This window comes from Dactylosporangium aurantiacum (assembly GCF_000716715.1).
Classification (GTDB): Bacteria; Actinomycetota; Actinomycetes; order Mycobacteriales; family Micromonosporaceae; genus Dactylosporangium; species Dactylosporangium aurantiacum.
On record NZ_JNYJ01000035.1, the window covers coordinates 57,274 to 72,697 of the forward strand.

Genomic DNA, 15,424 nt, shown 5'->3' on the forward strand with positions numbered 1-15,424 from the left:
CTCAGCCGAAGAAGAACTCGATCCGCACGGTGCCCGCCGGCGTCTTCTCGCCGGCGGGCTCTGCCGTCGTGTCGACGGTGGTCGTACCGGACAGCTGGGGGATGCGCTTGTCGCCGATCATGTGGTCCTGCAGCAGCTTGCCGACCGTCTTCGCCTTGCCGAGGCCGCCGAGGGTTTTCGGGTCGTCGTAGCCGGTCACGATGATGCGGAGCACCGGCCGCGTGTCGGCGCCCAACGCCCGGACGACCTCGTCGCGGAGGGCGGGTGACTCGATCGGCACGTTCACGGTCAGCCCGACCGAGGCGGCCACCGGGGGATTGTCCGGTCCCGGTCCGCCGCCGCCCTGCGTGGCGGTGGAAACGGACTGCGAGGACAACGGCTGCGACGAGGCGTGCGTCTGCGCGGGCGGCTGCTGCCCCGCGTGCATGACCGCCCACACCACCACCCCGACGAGCGCGACGCCGCCGCCGGCCAGCATGATCCTGGTCGGCAGAGGGACCTCGTCCCACCGGAAACGCCCGCCTGGGTCACGGCCGTCGTCGTACTGCGGCCTGGGCGGCAGCGGGAGCAGCTTGCGCACGTGGGGCGGCGCGTCCTGCTCGACGCCGATTCTCAGGCACACCTCACGCAGCGGGTCGTCCTTCGCGAGGGGTTTCGGCCGCTGCTCCGCGACGACGGACAGGGCGGCGTGCATGACTTCTCGCAACGGCGGGCGGGAGACGTGCGCCCGGCCCGTGCCGAGCAGCAGGTCGGTGACCCACGCGTGCAGGTGCTGCCGGCGCTCGGCGGTACCCTGCCGGACCATCCTGATCACGGCCCGGCGGATGTCCTCACGGTGCAGCGGTTGCTGGTCCTTGATCGCCCACACGAGCAGCGACGCGGCGACGTCGACCGGCACCGGCCTGCGCAGCTGTCCGACGAGCCCGATCACGGCGTCGAACGGCACGGGCGCGCGGCCGAGCTCCTCGGCGGCCGGATCGTCCAGCGCCCGGGCCGCGTCGATGTGGGCCGCGATGTGCGCGAGCCGGGGCGGGAAGAGCCGCGGCGCGTCGACCGGGCGGATGCCGAGCAGCAGCAGGAAGTCGTGCGCGCGCAGGAGGTCCGCAGGCCGGCTGAGCGGCCCGCCCGCCCCGGCCCACGCGGTGACCTCGTCGAGGCGTTCGGCGGGCGACACCAACGCCCTGCGCAGGAGGCCGGCCAGGTCGCGCTGGCGGTCGGTGACGTCACCGGTGGCGCCGAGCAGTGGCAGGGTGAACTTCCGGTCGGCCTGCGCGGCCAGCAACCCCCGGACGGCCGGCACCGCGAGCCGGTCCTGGCGCTGCCGGTCGATCCAGTCCCAGGCGTCCCTCGGCCGGTTGTGCGCCCACTCCTCGACCTTGTCCTCGACACCGGGGTGGTCCAGCTCCGACATCCTGTTCGCCGCGGCGTAGGACGCCACGTCCTGCCAGGTGAGCCCGTGCTTGCGCACCGCCAGCTCGTCCAGGACGGCGACCAGGTCCTGGGGGTACCGGCGCAGGTCCTCGGGCAGCGGCTCGCCACCGGCCAGCGCGGTCAGTGCCGCCCGCCGCCGGCCGGCGTCGAGCTTGACGGTGAGCCGCTCGTCCTCCGGCGCGGGTGGCGGCAGCACCTTGTCCAGCTGCGCGGCGCGGGCCGGGTCGGCGGCGCGGAACTGTTCCGGCCAGCGGCCCGAGAAGACCGGCCGGCTGATCGGCGACGGGCGCTGCAGCAGGCAGGTCGACCAGGTGAACCGTTCGGCGGCCCAGTCCGGCAGGGCCTTCAGGGCGGCCTCGATGGCGAACCGGTTCTGCGCCGGCGTGCCCGGCAGCGCCTGCTGCTCCCGGCCCGGCACGAGGACGGCCGTCAGCACGTCCAGGGTGGCTGCCGCCAGCCATCCGGCATCTGGGCGTTCGAGGTCCTCGTGGTCGGCGGCGGCCAGCTCGCACCCGGCCGTCCACACGTCGGCGGGGCGGGCGCCGGGCTCGGCGAAGAGGTACCAGCAGGTGCCGGCGACGCCGAACGGGCCGCGCCGGCCCTGCACCACGAAGCACCACAGCTGCTGCCCGCCGACGTCGACGGTCCGCATCGACCACACGGGGTGCGGCAGCGTCATGCGCAGCGCCTCCGGCGGCTGGCTCAGGTCGCCGTTGAGCAGCCGCTGGGCCGCCATGACGTACGGCTGCGGCGGCGGGGCACCGTCGTCCTGGCGGGTGAAGCCGGTGCCCGTGGTGTCGGCCCACTTGACGGAGATCAGCTGCGGGTCACTCATGCGCATGCGCCTTTCCGAGCGCGGCGAGCAGGAGCTGGGTGAGGGCCGCGGAACGCTCCTCCAGCTTCGGGAACGGCTGGTTGGCGGCCAGCGGGCTGAGCGTCTCGCGGTCGGTGCTGTGCGGCACGGTGCCCAGCGGCGAGCACAGGAAGAACCGCAGCGAGTGCCGGCGGTCCTGCAGCAGCCCGTACATGGCGGCCTGCTGGCCCATGCCGTAGCTGATCCCACAGCCGATGGCGGACATGATGAGGTCGCGCAGCAGCAGCCGGTCGAACGAGTCGGCGCGCATCGCCAGGTCCAGGTGGTCGCCGATGGACGGCACGGTGACCTGCCGGTTGGGCAGCAGCGTCACGACCTGCGCCCCGCCGGTGTACACGAGGTTCCAGAACGCCGAGTCGAGCGAGTACGTGTACAGCAGCCCCTCGGCGACCTGGATCACCCGGGCGCGGCGCTCGTCGGGGTCGACGATGAGCTGCGGGTTGATGAGGTGCAGCACCTGTTCGGTGCCGGCGTCGACGGCCTGCTCGCCGTCGGCCCAGCGCTCCGCGACGGACGCCAGGTACGCGGCGATGCCCCGCAGCACCACCCCGGGCGGGCCGAAGTCGGTGAGCCGCCGCCGGCGCTGCAGCGCGGCGTGGATGAGGTCGCACTTGGTCACCGCGACCAGCATCCGCAGCCGCTCGCCGCGGTCCTCCATGAACGGCCCGCCGGCCGCGATGAGCTGCTGGCCGATGCGGCTCTGGATGTAGTCGCGGCTGCGCTGCAGGGCGGCCAGCCCGCCGTCCTGCGGGATCGTGCCGGGCCGCAGGCTGCCCTCCAGGACGGACGCGTACTCGGCGCTGGCCAGCCCGCCGTCGGTGAGCCAGCCCGCCGCCTCGGCCGCGATGACCGGGTCGATGACCCAGATGAGCGCGTTGAAGGCGCGCAGCCGGTTCGCCTCCCGCGGCGCGCCCGGCGACGTGTCGGCGAACATCTCGCCGGGCAGGTCGGCGATGCCGGTCCACATGCGGTGGTTGCGGCCCTCGGTGCGCACGACGAGCGGCTGGCGGAAGCCGGTGCCCCACTCCTCCGCGCGCCGCTCGCCACCCACGACGGTGCGGGCGACCAGGTACTTGATGTCGTCCAGCGCGCCGGGCAGCCGGTCGGCGAGGATGCTGGCCGGGGTGCCCTGCCCCATCGCGCTCGTCGGGCTGATCGCCGCGCCGTGGCTCAGCGTGTCGTTGTACGCCCGGGAACGGATCTCCAGCGGCAGCGACTCCAGCGGGCTCAGGTCGTGCCGGCGGATCTGGTTGTCGTTGCGCAGGTGCCAGTTCTCCAGGTTGTTGAGCTCCTGGTGCAGCATCCGCACCAGCAGATAGGTCTTGCCGCTGGCCAGCGCGCCGATCGCGGCGACCATGTTCCACTCGCGGACGGTCTCCGTCGGCCGGTACTGGTGCCGCCCGGCGCCGCCGGCGACCGACGAGTCCGGGAAGATGTGCCCGTCACCGCACAGCACGTAGACCCAGTCGACCTCGTACTCGTTGAACGGCGGGTCCACGGACATCCGCGGGCGGTAGTTGCCGGCCAGCAGCGTCACCCGCCACGTGTACTCACCGAGGCGCTGGCCCAGCTCCAGCCGGACCGACGGCGGGCGCACGTACATGCCGGTGCCGGGGTCGCGCTGCGGCTCGGCCCAGCCCAGCAGCGAGCCGCACACGGGGCACGTCTCCCCGTACACCTCGACGGGGGAGCGCCCGACCCGGCGGCGGAAACGGTCGATGATGCTCATCGCACGACCGTCCACAGCCACGCGGCGAGGCCACCCACGGCGACGAGCAGCAGCCCCGCGGCCACCCCGGCGGCGGTGCCCCAGCGCCGCCCGACGCCGTCGGCCGCCGCGAGGTACTCCACCAGCCGCCCCTCGACCTCGGCGACGTAGTGCGGCGCGGCCCGGCGGCCGTTCACCGCCCACTCGCCGAAGCGGTAGCCGAACTCGGCGAACAGCTCCGCCGGCCCGCACCGGGTCAGCACCCTGTGCTGCAGCAGGCGCCTGCCGGGCAACGGCAGCCGGTCCCACGGCACGTGCATCACTTCCCCCATCCCAGTGCGCTCACGATGAACACCGCGCCGAGCGTCACGATCCCGCCGGTCCAGACCGCCATGCGCCACAGCGCGGCCCGGACCGCCACGGCGAGCGCCTCCGAGCGGATGAAGTTGATCGCCACGACCGGCTTGTCGGGGCGCGGTGCCCGCACCCCGGCGGTCGCCCGCAGGATGCGGGCCACCGACGGCTCGTGCCGCCGCAGCAGCTCCTCGTCGACGGGGACGACCTCGGGCGCGATGATCTGGCGCGACTCCTCGGTCGCCTCCAGCAGCCGGGCCAGCCACGGACCGGCCCACTTCCCGGCGTCCTCCATCGGCTGGTGCCCGGCCAGGTCGCGGGACACCCCGAACGGCTCGGCGAGCACCGCCACCAGCGGCGCCCACTGCCGCCCCAGGTACCGCGACAGGGCGTCGCGCACGTCGTCGCGGTTGTCCACGGCCCGCGCGGCGAAGTCGTTGCCGGCGCCGCCGAGCAGCGACCGGTCCACCCAGTCGACGCCGGCGAGGGCGGCGAGCACCATCAGCGCGAAACCGAAGCGGTCCTGCGCGCGCAGGTACCCCGCGTCCAGCCCGCCGTTGTCCGGCAGGTGCGTGCGGCGCCGCCACCGCCGCACCGGGCCGTAGTCGTAGTGCCCGGACGTGCGCAGCGTCGTCGGCGCGGAGTCCAGGGCGGTGGCCGAGTCGCTGTCGATGAGCGCGAAGTGCTCGGTGTTCTCGAACTGGTACCGGCACACGTGCTCGGGCTTGATGTCGCAGTGCGCCCAGCCGATCGCGTGCAGCGCGTCGAGACCCGCGGCGAGCTTCTCGAACGCCCGCAGGTGCTGCGTCGCGGGGCGCTTGGCGGACTTCGCCGACGGCAGGCGCCACTCGGCCGGCTCGACGGTCGGCGACACCGCCAGCACGAAGCACTCGGGGCGCGGTACCCCCTGGCCGAACCAGGCCGGAAGGGTGCCGCGCAGCTCGTCGACGACCTCGCCGGCCGGCGCGCCGAGCCGGGTCCGGCGGCTCACCGTGCTGGTCTCGACGCCCCGGATCTCGACCGGGACCAGCGCCCACGGCAGGTCGATCTGCCGGCGGATGTCCGCGACCCGGTCGTTGGCCGCCTGCAGCGCCCGGGCCTGCTGGTCCAGGTGGCGGCGCAGCACGTCGGCGTCGCCCTTGTGCGCGCACCGGTACACCTTCACGTGCCACGCGCGCAGGTGCTCGGTCTCCTCGGCGTGGTTGACCGCGGTCGTGTACAGCACCTCGGCGCGGACCCGCAGTCCCTGCCCGGGCAGGGCGCCCGGCGCGGTGACGTCGAACAGCACCTCCTCCCAGGCGGTGCCGTCCGGTGGCTCGACCGCGAGCTTGGCGTACCAGGAGGTCGCGTTGATGTCGATGATGAAGTCGTCGTCGCGCGCGTAGCCCACGTTCAGTCCCCTCGTTCCAGCCGGTACCGCAGCACCGTGGCGGCGGCCGGCCCGCGCCGGTACTCGATCGACCCGTCCGCCGGCAGGTCCTCGACCCGGTGGCAGCGCCGCTGCTGCCAGCCGTCGAGCACGACCGTGTACTCCGGCCGGTCACCGGTGCGCTCCAACGTCACCTCGCCGTCCCAGTACCGCAGCCGCAGCAGCCCGCCGGCGGGCACCTGCGGCGCGTCCTCCGGCAGCAGGATGGGGGTGCGCCCGTCCAGCACCGGGGCGGCCCGCCCCACCGGGATCCACTGCCGCACCGGCAGCAGCCGGTAGGTCCACTCCAGCGGCCAGTCGCTGACCCTCAGCAGCAGCACCGCCGGCGGCGCCGGCTCCGGTGCGGGCCAGCCGGCGTCGTGGTGCTCCTGGTCCGGTTCGATGCGGATCAGGTAGCCCGGGTCGGTGAGGGTGGCCGTGACCCGGCGGTGCACCGTCACCGGCGCGGCCGGCAGGACCTCGCCGAGGTACTGGCGGGCCAGCACGTCCAGCCGCGGCCGGATCCGGTCGACGGAGGTGCGGGTGACCAGCGTGATGTCGACGGGTTCGGCGGGCAGCCGGTCCCGCCGCCCGGCGACGCGGCCGCAGTACTCCGACAGCCGCAGGGCGAAGGCCCGCAGCACCTCGTCCTCGTAGCGGGTGTCCGCCGCCGTCACTTCGCCTCCTGCAGGGCTCGGAGCAGCTGCTCGACGACGAGGTGGACGCGTTCGGTGCCCGGCGCCTGGTCGCGGCTCTCCACCGTCACGGCGAAGGCGACCGGCCCGTGCGGGGTGTCGACGAACCCGGTCAGCCACAGGTGCTGGCGCACGAATCGGCCGGGTGGGGTCACGTCGTGGGTGCCGGTCTTCGCGTACAGGCCCTTGGACAGGGTGTCGTCGAGCCCGCGCGCGGTGCCGTGCTCGGCCGTGCCGGCGAGCGCCGTGCGCAGCTCCGCCGCCTGCTGCGGGGTCAGCGCCGTGCGCTGCTCGGCCCGCGGGGTGCGGGTCACCACGCCGGTCGCCGGGTCGGTGCTGGACACGACCAGCGACGGCTGCACCGCCACCCCGTCGTTGGCCACCGCCGCGAGGACCGTGGCCAGGCCCAGCGGGTTGCCCTGGACGTCCTGGCCGCCCAGCGCGTTGTTGCCGATCGCCGCCTCCACGCTGCGCGCCGGCACGCACGTGGCGACCGCGCCCTTGCCGAGCGGCCGGCCGGCCAGCCACGGCCCGGCGTCCCGGCACCCGCCGACCCGCAGGCCGAACTTCTCCGCCTGCGCCGCGACCGCCGGCCACGACAGGCGCATCGCCAGCCGGACGAACGCGGTGTTGCACGAGTACGCGAGCGCGTCGGCGAGGGTGACCTTGCCGTCCTGGACGTTGCGGCACGGGCCGCCGCCGGCGTTGCGGATCCGCTGCCCGCTGGACAGCGTCACCGAGTCCGGCGCCTCGAGCAGGCTCTGCGCGGTGTGCCCGCCCTGGGCGAGGAACGCCGCGGCGATGACGACCTTGAACGTGGAGCCGAGCCCGTACGTGCCGCCGAGCGCCCGGTTGATCTCCGGCCTGGGCGGGTCGGCCTTCTGGTCGCCGCCGACGTACCGGCGCAGCTCCTCGGCGCGCCGGGCGGTGTCGGCGACCGGCCGCTGCAGGTAGCTCCACCGCCAGCAGTTGTCGCGGTCCTGCGGTGCGGGGTCGGCGCAGCGTTCGTCGCCGCTGCCGTCGAGCTGGCCGCCGGGGCCGAGCTCGCCGTAGTCCGGGTTCTCGGAGATGTACCGGTTCGCCTCGCCCCGGTCCACCGGCGGCGCAGCGGTGTCGGTGACCTGCGGCTCGACCGGCGTCGACGCGGCCGCCAGCACCCGGCCGGTCGCCGCCTCGATGACCACCACACCGCCGGCGAGCAGTGGCGGGCCGCCGTCGGGGGCGTCGCGCAGCGCGGCGGCCGCGGCGTGCTGGAGCCGCGGGTCGACGGTCAGCTCGACGCCGCCGTCCGCGTGCGAGGCCGGCGGCCAGGGCAGCAGGCGGCGGCGCAGCGACGTGCCGGCCGTGCCGGCGAGCACGTCCGCGTACGCCTGGTCGATCAGCCCGCTCTGCCCGCCGGGGGTGCGCAGCAGCCCGTTGAGGTCGGCGGCGACGAGGCCGGCGCGGTCCCCGCGCAGCTCCCAGGTGCCCGACGGCCGCCGCTGCCCGACCGTGGTGCCGCCGGCCAGCCGGACCTCCACGACGGTGCGGTTGTACGCGGTCCGGTCGGTCGAGCACGTCACCGGGTCCGGCGGTGGGGACGTGAGCCCGGCCCGTCCCTCGGGCCGCGCCGGGCACGCCGGGCGGTGCTCGTCGTAGGCGGCCGGCAGGAAGCCCGAGGCGGGACGCAGCGCCAGGTAGGGCATCGCGGTCACGGTCGCGACCATCGCGACCGCGGCGACGGCGCCGGCGGCCGGGACGCCGAGCACGGTCAGGACGCCCGGCCGGCGCTGTCCGGTGTCGCCCGGCGGCCGCAGCGCCTGGTCGGTGCCGAGCAGCAGCACCACGACCAGGCCGAGCAGCAGGGTCAGGTTGGCCTGCCCGCCGCGCGACAGCAGCGGCGCGGTGATCCCCGAGTGCGGGACCAGGTTGACGGTGGCGGCGAGCACGAACAGGAACTGGCCGAGGATCATCGCGCCGAGGCCGGCGGCGAACAGCTGCGCGCGGCTCGGCGCGATCGCGATCCGCTGCGCGTCCGGCGTGACCGCCCGGGTCAGCAGGATCGGCAGCAGCGTCATGAGCAGCGCCAGGGCGAGCACGACGAGGCCGCCGAGCTTGCTCCACACGACGGCCAGCACGAAGTCGGTCGACCCGGCCGGCAGGCTGCCCGAGGCCCTGTCCAGCAGCCCCCGCCCCCACAGGCCGCCGTCGGCGATCGCCGACAGCGACTGCGCGATCTGCGAGTGCTGGCTCTCGGTGTCCGCGGCCAGGGACGTCTGGCAGGCGACCGCCCCGGCCGGCGGGGTCGGCCCCCGGACCTCGACCGGCACGCACCCGGCCGACCAGCGGAACGTCCACGGGTCGCGCCACGTCCTGAGCCGCTCGCCGACCACGACGTTGGTGGCCATCGCGACCAGGAAGGTGATCAGCGACAGGGCCGCACCGAGCAGGAGGAACACGCGGTACCCGAGCGCGACCCGCCACAGCCGTGAGCCGCCGGCGGTGTCGTGGTCGGCGTTGAACGCCGTCGCGGCCCAGGTGACCCCGATCGTGCCGGCCAGCACCGGGATCAGGGTGCCGAAGTCGCTGCGCAGCACGCTGGTGACCGCGACCGCCGAGAAGAGCAGCAACGGGGCGAGCACGAAGCGGGTCTGGTGCCAGAACGTGACCCGGGTGCGGCCGCCGTCGCGGCGGACCCCCCGCAGGACGTCGCGCAGCCCGCGGAACCGGAAGTTGCGGTACTGGTGGCTGTGCCGCGCCACGAGCAATGCCAGGACGCCGATCAGCACCAATTTCGCGTATTCCGGCGTGGCGAGTCCGGCGAATGTCAGCGCCGCGCCGCCGGTGCCGCCGCCGAGCCCGGGGGTCAGCGGCGCGAGGAACAATGCGGCCGTCAATGCGATCGCGGCCGCGATACCGGTCCGCGCCGAGATGTGGAACCTTTTCGCTTTGTCCGGGCCGGCCCGATCGGTGTGCGGAAACGCCGTGGTGACGGGGTCGACCACGACCGGCCGGATGGGGTGCACCACCATTGCCCGCCAGCCGGTGGCGATCCCGCGAATGCGCGCGCGGCGCCCGCCGGCCGCGCCGCCCGACAGCGCGGCCACCACGCCCAGCACGGCCGCCACGACCAGCAGAGGCTGGATCAGCGCGGGCAGCGCGGCGTCGAGCGCCTTGCGGGCGGTCGCCGCGGCGAGCCCGTCCGACGGGTCGGGCAGGACCACCAGACGCACCGTGAGCAGGGCGCCGAACGCTGTCAGCGTGGTGCTGACGGACAGCAGGGCGGGCACCGCCGCCGGTGTCGCCGGCCGCCCGCGCAGCAGTCGCAGCCCCCAGAGGCCGAGCCCGCCGACGACCACGAGCACACCCACGGTCCACAGCGCCCACGCGGAGCGACTCAGCCAGAATCCGGCGCCGATGAGCAGCAGCGGCACCACTGAAAGGCTTACCGCGGACCACCGCAATGGTTGACCGCCGCGGGATGCCAGCAACAGCCGCAACGCACCGCATATCGACCAGACGATTCCCGCGAGAATCAGCAGATTGGTCCAGCCTGGGCCGGAGAAGAGCGCGGCGATGTGACCGAACCTCCTCAAGTGAGAGTTATTCGGATGCGAATTCGTGATTGCCGTCAGACGTAACGTAGTTGCGTGGCAACTGCCGCACCAACGGTCCGAACGGCCAGTCTCGGCCCCCCGATGGAATGCGCCGGCCACCGGCCCAGGCAGGTCGCGGTTGCCGTTTCCGGCGCGGACGTGTCCACCCGGCCGGGCGCCGGTGCCCGGCTCGCGCCGGGGGCGGTCCGTGGGGACGCGTCGCCGCGGTCCTCGCGCGGTGTGGCCGGCCGGGGCGCGGGTGGGTTCGTCCGCCGGGCCGGCGAGCGGGCCGCCGTCGGGTTCGGCCCCGGAGGCGGGGGCGGCGCGGTCGTCGCGACGCGCCGGGGCGGGTCCCACGTGGCGGGCGGCGGCGGGCGTGGCGGGCGGCGGGCGTGGCGGACCGGTGTGAAGCCGCGGCAGGCGGTGCGGGCTCGCGTGAAGACGCGGTGGGCGGGGCGGGCCCGCTCGGGTCAGGCGTCGGGGATCAGGCGGCGGTGCTGGCGGGCGGCGACCCCGCCGGCCTCGGCGGCAGGACGGCATGCACCGGACGCCGCGCTTCGCGCGACGCTGGGTGCCGGTGCATGCCGTGCGACGGTCAGCAGCGTGGTACGCCAGGGATGAAGCCGTCGTAGCCGGTCAGGACATAGGCGTCGGCGATGTAACGGCCGGCGCCGATCCGGTCCCAGATGTTGCTGGTGCCGTACGTGCCGTCGACCGTCGTGCCCGTCGTCTGGCAGACGATCGTGACCCGGGTGCCGTCGGCGACCGTGTCGACGGGGGAGTAGCCGGTGCCCGGCCCGGACCGCACGGTCAGCGGCGTGCCGGAGGTGTTCACCGTGCCGTTGCCGGCGCCGGAGGAGCAGCCGTTGTCGCTGGTGTAGTTCTTGGTACCCCAGTACAGCGCCTGCGCACCGTTGAATTTGATCTTGATTGAGGTGCCGCCGGAGCGCTGCTCGTAGTGCAGGTGCGGGCCGGTCGAGCCGCCGGTCGTGCCGACGTAGCCGATGACCTGGCCGTACCGCACGCTCTGGCCGACGGACACGTTGAAGCGGCTCAGGTGGGCGTAGTAGGTGGTGTACCCGCCACCGTGGTCGATCCGGACGTACTTGCCGTAGCTGGTGTTGCCGAGGTCCGTCACCCGGTCGACGGTGCCGGGCGCGCTGGCCACGACCGGGTCCCCGTCGTCGTTGGCGCGGTTGAAGTCGATGGCGTTGGCCGGGCTGTGGTCCGAGCGGGTCTGACCCGACCAGGTCTGGCCACAGGGGAACGGGACCTTGAACGTGGGTGCCGCGAGCGCGGCGGTCGCCGGGACGACCACGGCGGCGGCACCCACCAGGACGGCGAAGGCGCGCATCAACGCGCGCCGGGACGGACGCAGAGTCACCATGCGATCGACGATATCGTCAAATGTCTATATTTTGTACTAGGTGGTAACCGGCCCGGGTTGTAGCATCCGCGCTGATGTTCCCGTCGGTGCGTGAGGTGCTCGACCTCGACCCGGTGCGCAACGGTGCGCCGAGGGTCGTGGCGGGGGAGCGCGGCCTGGACCAGGCTGTGCGGTGGGTGCACAGCTCCGAGGTGCCCGACATCGCGAGCCTGCTGCGCGGCGGCGAGCTGATCCTGATCACCGGGATCGGGCTGCCGCCCGACGACGCGGGGCTGCGCCGGTTCATCACCGACCTCGCCGACGTCGGGGCCTGCGGCCTGGCCGTCGAGATGGGGCGGCGGTACACGCAGCGGTTGCCGGCGGTCATGGTACGCACCGCGGAGGCGCTCGGGTTCCCGCTCGTCGAGCTGCACCGGGGCACCCCGTTCGTGCTGATCACGCAGGCGGTGCACGGGATGATCGTGGACGCGCAGCTGGCCGAGCTGCGGGCCACCGCCGAGATCCACCAGCGCTTCACCGACCTGTCGGTGGAGGGCGCGGCGCCGGCGGAGGTGGTGGCGCAGACCGCGGCGCTGGCCGGCGCGCCGGTCGTGCTGGAGAACCTGTCGCGGCAGGTCCTCGCCTACGACGCCGCCGGCGGCTCGGCGGAGCTGCTGCTGGCCAACTGGGAGGCGCACTCGCGGGCGGTGCAGCCGCCGGGGCGCACCGGCCACGACGCGGAGGCCGGCTGGCTCGTCACCGTCGTTGGGGCGCGCGGGCAGGACTGGGGGCGCCTGCTGATCCGGCTGCCGGTGGCGGCGCCCGAGACGCGGCACGTGATCCTCATCGAGCGGGCCGCCTCGACGCTGGCCCTGGCCCGGCTGACCCGGCGCGACGACGTCGAGCAGCAGACCCAGACCGCGCTGCTCACCGCGCTGCTGCGGCACACCGCACCGGTCGACGACGTCGTCGTGCGGGCGCGGGCGCTGGGCGTACCGCTGGAACGCCGCCATCTCGTCGGCGTCGTGATCCGGCCGGCGAGGGCGGAGACGGCGGCGCGGGCGCTGCGGGAGGCGGCGCTGACCGGCCTCGCCGGCGCGCTCGACGGCGACCTGGCCGGGATCCTGCTCGCGCTGCGCAGCGTGGAGGAGGAGCCGGACGCGCTGCGCCGCCTCGCGGTGCGGATCCGGGCCCTGGCCGACGGCGACGTGGTCGTCGCGGCGGGGGAGGGGGCGGCGACGCCGAAGGAGGCCCGTCGGTCGCTGCTGGAGGCGAGCCAGGTCGCGATGTCGGTCCGGCACACCGCGTCGGGGCCGGCGGAGGTGGTGCGGCTCGCCGACGTCGGGCTGCCCGGCCTGCTGCACATGCTGCGCGACGAGCCGCGGCTGCAGACGTTCGTGGAGCAGGAGCTCGGCCCGCTGCTGGCCTACGACGCCCGGCACCCGCGCGAGCAGCTGCTCGAGGTGCTGCGGGTCTACCTCGAGTGCGGGCGCAACAAGTCCGCGGCCGCGGAGCACAGCCACCTGTCCCGGCCGGCGTTCTACGAGCGGCTGGCCCGCATCCGCAAGGTGCTGGGCGCGGACCTGGACTCGGTGCGGGTCTGCCTGTCGCTGCACGTCGCGCTGCTGGCGCTGGACGCCCTCAGGGACTGATCCACGGCGACCGCGTCACTGCATCGACAGGTGGACGTGGTTGGTGTGCGTGGCGGCCGGCCCGCCGCTGCCGCTGTAGCTCTTCCAGCCGCTGCTGGGCTGCCAGATCTGCCGGTACCAGATGACGTACTTGACGCCGAGGTTCTTCGCGTTGGCCACGCACCACGCGGCCAGGTTGTCGCCGTAGGCCTTGTCGCCGCCGGTCGCGTTCGCGTCGACGAAGCCGCTGGTGTTGGCGGAGAAGTCGCAGGCCTTGCCGAGCGGATGGTCGCCGCCCCCGCCGCTGCGGAAGCAGGAGGTGTACCGGGTGAAGCCGGCGAGCCGCGCCTCGTTGTACGCGTTGAGCATCCGCGGTGAGATGCAGCCGTCGGCCGGCGTCGGGTCGTTGACCGTGCAGCCTTCCTTCGGGTAGGACCCGTCGGAGTTGCGCGCGACCGGCTTGGTGGTGACCCGGCCACCGCTCGGTGAGCTGCCCACCGCCCCGCCGCCGCCGGCCTTGCGCAGGGCGTCCTCGGCGGCCTTCTTGTTCGCCTCCATGATCTTCAGCTGGGCCTGCTGGTTGGCGATCGCCGCGGCGATGTCCGCCTTCTGCTGCTCCAGCTTCTTGCGCGTCTCGCCCAGCTCGCGCAGGGACTTGTCGTCGCGGGAGACCATGTACTCGATCGTGGACATGTCGTGCAGCAGCTCCTGGGGGTTGTTGCTGCCGATCATGACGTTGACGAGGCTGACCCGGCGGCCGCGGTAGGCGGCGCTGGCGACGGAGGTCGCCGCCACCTCCAGCTCCGCGAGCCGGGCCTGGGTCTTGACGATGTCGGCCTCGATCGCGGCCTGGTCGGCCGTCGACTTGTCCAGGCGGCCCTTGGCGTCGTTGTACTCGCCGAGCGCCTTGTCCAGGGCCTGACGGACAGTGAGGTTGCTGCCACCGTCCTCGCCCGGCTCCGCACGGGCGGGGTCGGCGAACGCGACCACCAGCAGGAGTGTGGTGGCCAGGAACGTGAGGATCCGTCGCGGCGCCGTCAACATCGCCGGACAGCATATCGAAGCAGCGTGAAAACGCCAGCGCGGGAACGGACGGGCCAAAATGATGGGATGGACGACCTACTCAGGCGGCACCGGGGTGTCATGCCCTCCTGGATGCCGATCTACTACGCCGAGCCGATCGAGCTCGTCACCGGCAAGGGTGCGCGGGTCACGGACAGTAACGGCAGGAGCTATCTCGACTTCTTCGGCGGGGTGCTCACCAACTCCCTCGGCTACGACGTCCCGGAGGTCCGCGAGGCCGTCGAGCGGCAGCTGCGGACCGGCATCGCGCACACCTCGACGCTGTACCTGATCCGCCAGCAGGTCGAGCTCGCGGAGAAGATCGCGCGGCTGTCCGGCATCCCCGACGCCCGGGTGTTCTTCACCAACTCCGGCACCGAGGCCAACGAGGCGGCGCTGCAGCTGGCCACCAACGCCCGGCAGAGCAGCACGATCCTCGCGGTGCGCAACAGCTACCACGGCCGCACCGCCGCGACGATCGGCGTCACCGGCAACCGGGCCTGGTCCGCCTCGCCGCTCAGCCCGTTCAACGTCAGCTACCTGCACTCCGGCGACCGGCTGCGCGGCGTGCTCAAGGGGCTGTCGGACGAGGACTACCTGCGCGCCGCCGCCGAGGACCTGCGCGAGGTCCTCGCCACGACGACCGCCGGCCCGGTCGCCTGCCTGATCGCCGAGCCGATCCAGGGCGTCGGCGGCTTCACCAGCGGCCCCGACGGGCTGCTGCGGGTCTGGAAGGAGATCCTCGACGAGCACGGCGTCCTGCTGGTCTCCGACGAGGTGCAGACCGGCTGGGGGCGCACGGGCGAGCACTTCTGGGGCTACCAGGCGCACGGCGTGACCCCGGACCTGCTGACCTTCGCCAAGGGCATCGGCAACGGCTTCGCCCTGGCCGGGGTGGTCGGGCGGGCCGAGGTGATGGAGTCGGTGCAGGGCATCTCGTTCTCCACCTTCGGCGGCAACCCGATCTCCACCGCCGCCGGCAACGCGGTGCTGGACTACATCGTGGCGCACGACCTGCAGGCCAACGCGGCCCGCGTCGGCGCGATCCTCCTCGACGGGCTGCGCGCGGTCGACTCGCCGGTCGTGCTCGAGGTCCGCGGCAAGGGCCTGATGATCGGCGTCGAACTGGTCGACGTGGCCACGACCAACGCGGTGTTCGAGGCGTGCAAGCGCGACGGGCTGCTGGTCGGCAAGGGCGGCCTGTACGGCACGACGATCCGGATGGGCCCGCCGCTCAACCTGAGCGAGGCGGAAGCCCGCGAAGGGTTGGAAATTTTGACCAGCGCGCTGACGGCCGCTGGGAGCGCTTCCGGCTGACGC

Annotated in this window: 10 protein-coding genes; 2 read left to right on the forward strand and 8 right to left on the reverse strand. The window is 74.0% G+C overall.

The genetic code is table 11. The features are described from left to right. Position 1: 1 nt before the first annotated feature. The 7 genes from OP18_RS32895 to OP18_RS32925 all read right to left on the reverse strand — a co-directional run bounded on the left by OP18_RS32895 (position 2) and on the right by OP18_RS32925 (position 11,432). Positions 2-2,266, reverse strand: a complete 2,265-nt coding sequence (locus OP18_RS32895; protein ID WP_156089965.1) for a hypothetical protein — start codon at positions 2,264-2,266, stop codon at positions 2-4. Further along, a complete protein-coding gene (locus tag OP18_RS32900) occupies positions 2,259-4,034 on the reverse strand; it encodes a hypothetical protein (RefSeq protein WP_033363013.1) in 1,776 nt (591 codons plus the stop codon). Before OP18_RS32900 ends, OP18_RS32895 begins: the two co-directional genes overlap by 8 nt. Then, positions 4,031-4,345: a hypothetical protein gene (locus OP18_RS32905; protein WP_162189870.1), complete on the reverse strand. Its 315-nt coding sequence runs from the start codon at positions 4,343-4,345 to the stop codon at positions 4,031-4,033. The genes OP18_RS32900 and OP18_RS32905 overlap by 4 nt, the downstream gene beginning before the upstream one ends. Beyond that, the gene (locus OP18_RS32910; RefSeq protein WP_033363015.1) at positions 4,333-5,757 is read right to left on the reverse strand and encodes a protein kinase family protein; all 1,425 of its coding nucleotides are present in this window, start codon (positions 5,755-5,757) and stop codon (positions 4,333-4,335) included. Before OP18_RS32910 ends, OP18_RS32905 begins: the two co-directional genes overlap by 13 nt. A gap of 2 nt (positions 5,758-5,759) precedes the next feature. Beyond that, positions 5,760-6,452: a hypothetical protein gene (locus tag OP18_RS32915; RefSeq protein ID WP_033363016.1), complete on the reverse strand. Its 693-nt coding sequence runs from the start codon at positions 6,450-6,452 to the stop codon at positions 5,760-5,762. Beyond that, positions 6,449-9,883 carry a penicillin-binding transpeptidase domain-containing protein gene (locus OP18_RS32920; RefSeq protein WP_156089967.1) on the reverse strand — a complete coding sequence of 1,145 codons (3,435 nt, stop codon included), beginning with the start codon at positions 9,881-9,883 and terminating at the stop codon, positions 6,449-6,451. The genes OP18_RS32915 and OP18_RS32920 overlap by 4 nt, the downstream gene beginning before the upstream one ends. 757 nt (positions 9,884-10,640) lie before the next feature. Then, positions 10,641-11,432, reverse strand: coding sequence for a M23 family metallopeptidase (locus OP18_RS32925; protein ID WP_156089968.1), 792 nt, complete (start codon positions 11,430-11,432; stop codon positions 10,641-10,643). A gap of 74 nt (positions 11,433-11,506) precedes the next feature. Here OP18_RS32925 and OP18_RS32930 point away from each other — a divergent pair, with 74 nt between their 5' ends. After that, on the forward strand, positions 11,507-13,063 hold the full coding sequence (locus OP18_RS32930; protein WP_033363019.1) for a PucR family transcriptional regulator: 1,557 nt from the start codon (positions 11,507-11,509) through the stop codon (positions 13,061-13,063). A 15-nt stretch (positions 13,064-13,078) separates the two neighbouring features. Here the strand turns inward: OP18_RS32930 and OP18_RS32935 are convergent, their stop codons facing one another. Continuing rightward, positions 13,079-14,086, reverse strand: coding sequence for a coiled-coil domain-containing protein (locus OP18_RS32935; protein ID WP_033363020.1), 1,008 nt, complete (start codon positions 14,084-14,086; stop codon positions 13,079-13,081). Between the two features lie 66 nt (positions 14,087-14,152). Here OP18_RS32935 and OP18_RS32940 point away from each other — a divergent pair, with 66 nt between their 5' ends. Next, positions 14,153-15,421, forward strand: a complete 1,269-nt coding sequence (locus tag OP18_RS32940; protein ID WP_033363021.1) for an aspartate aminotransferase family protein — start codon at positions 14,153-14,155, stop codon at positions 15,419-15,421. The last annotated feature ends 3 nt before the right edge of the window (positions 15,422-15,424 follow it).

Excerpts from the sequence above, each read along its gene's own strand:
- OP18_RS32930 (WP_033363019.1), top strand. The coding sequence starts at position 11,507 with ATGTTCCCGTCGGTGCGTGAGGTGCTCGACCTCGACCCGGTGCGCAAC.
- OP18_RS32905 (WP_162189870.1), bottom strand. The coding sequence starts at position 4,345 with ATGGGGGAAGTGATGCACGTGCCGTGGGACCGGCTGCCGTTGCCCGGC.
- OP18_RS32935 (WP_033363020.1), bottom strand. The coding sequence starts at position 14,086 with ATGTTGACGGCGCCGCGACGGATCCTCACGTTCCTGGCCACCACACTC.
- OP18_RS32925 (WP_156089968.1), bottom strand. The coding sequence starts at position 11,432 with ATGGTGACTCTGCGTCCGTCCCGGCGCGCGTTGATGCGCGCCTTCGCC.
- OP18_RS32895 (WP_156089965.1), bottom strand. The coding sequence starts at position 2,266 with ATGAGTGACCCGCAGCTGATCTCCGTCAAGTGGGCCGACACCACGGGC.
- OP18_RS32940 (WP_033363021.1), top strand. The coding sequence starts at position 14,153 with ATGGACGACCTACTCAGGCGGCACCGGGGTGTCATGCCCTCCTGGATG.
- OP18_RS32900 (WP_033363013.1), bottom strand. The coding sequence starts at position 4,034 with ATGAGCATCATCGACCGTTTCCGCCGCCGGGTCGGGCGCTCCCCCGTC.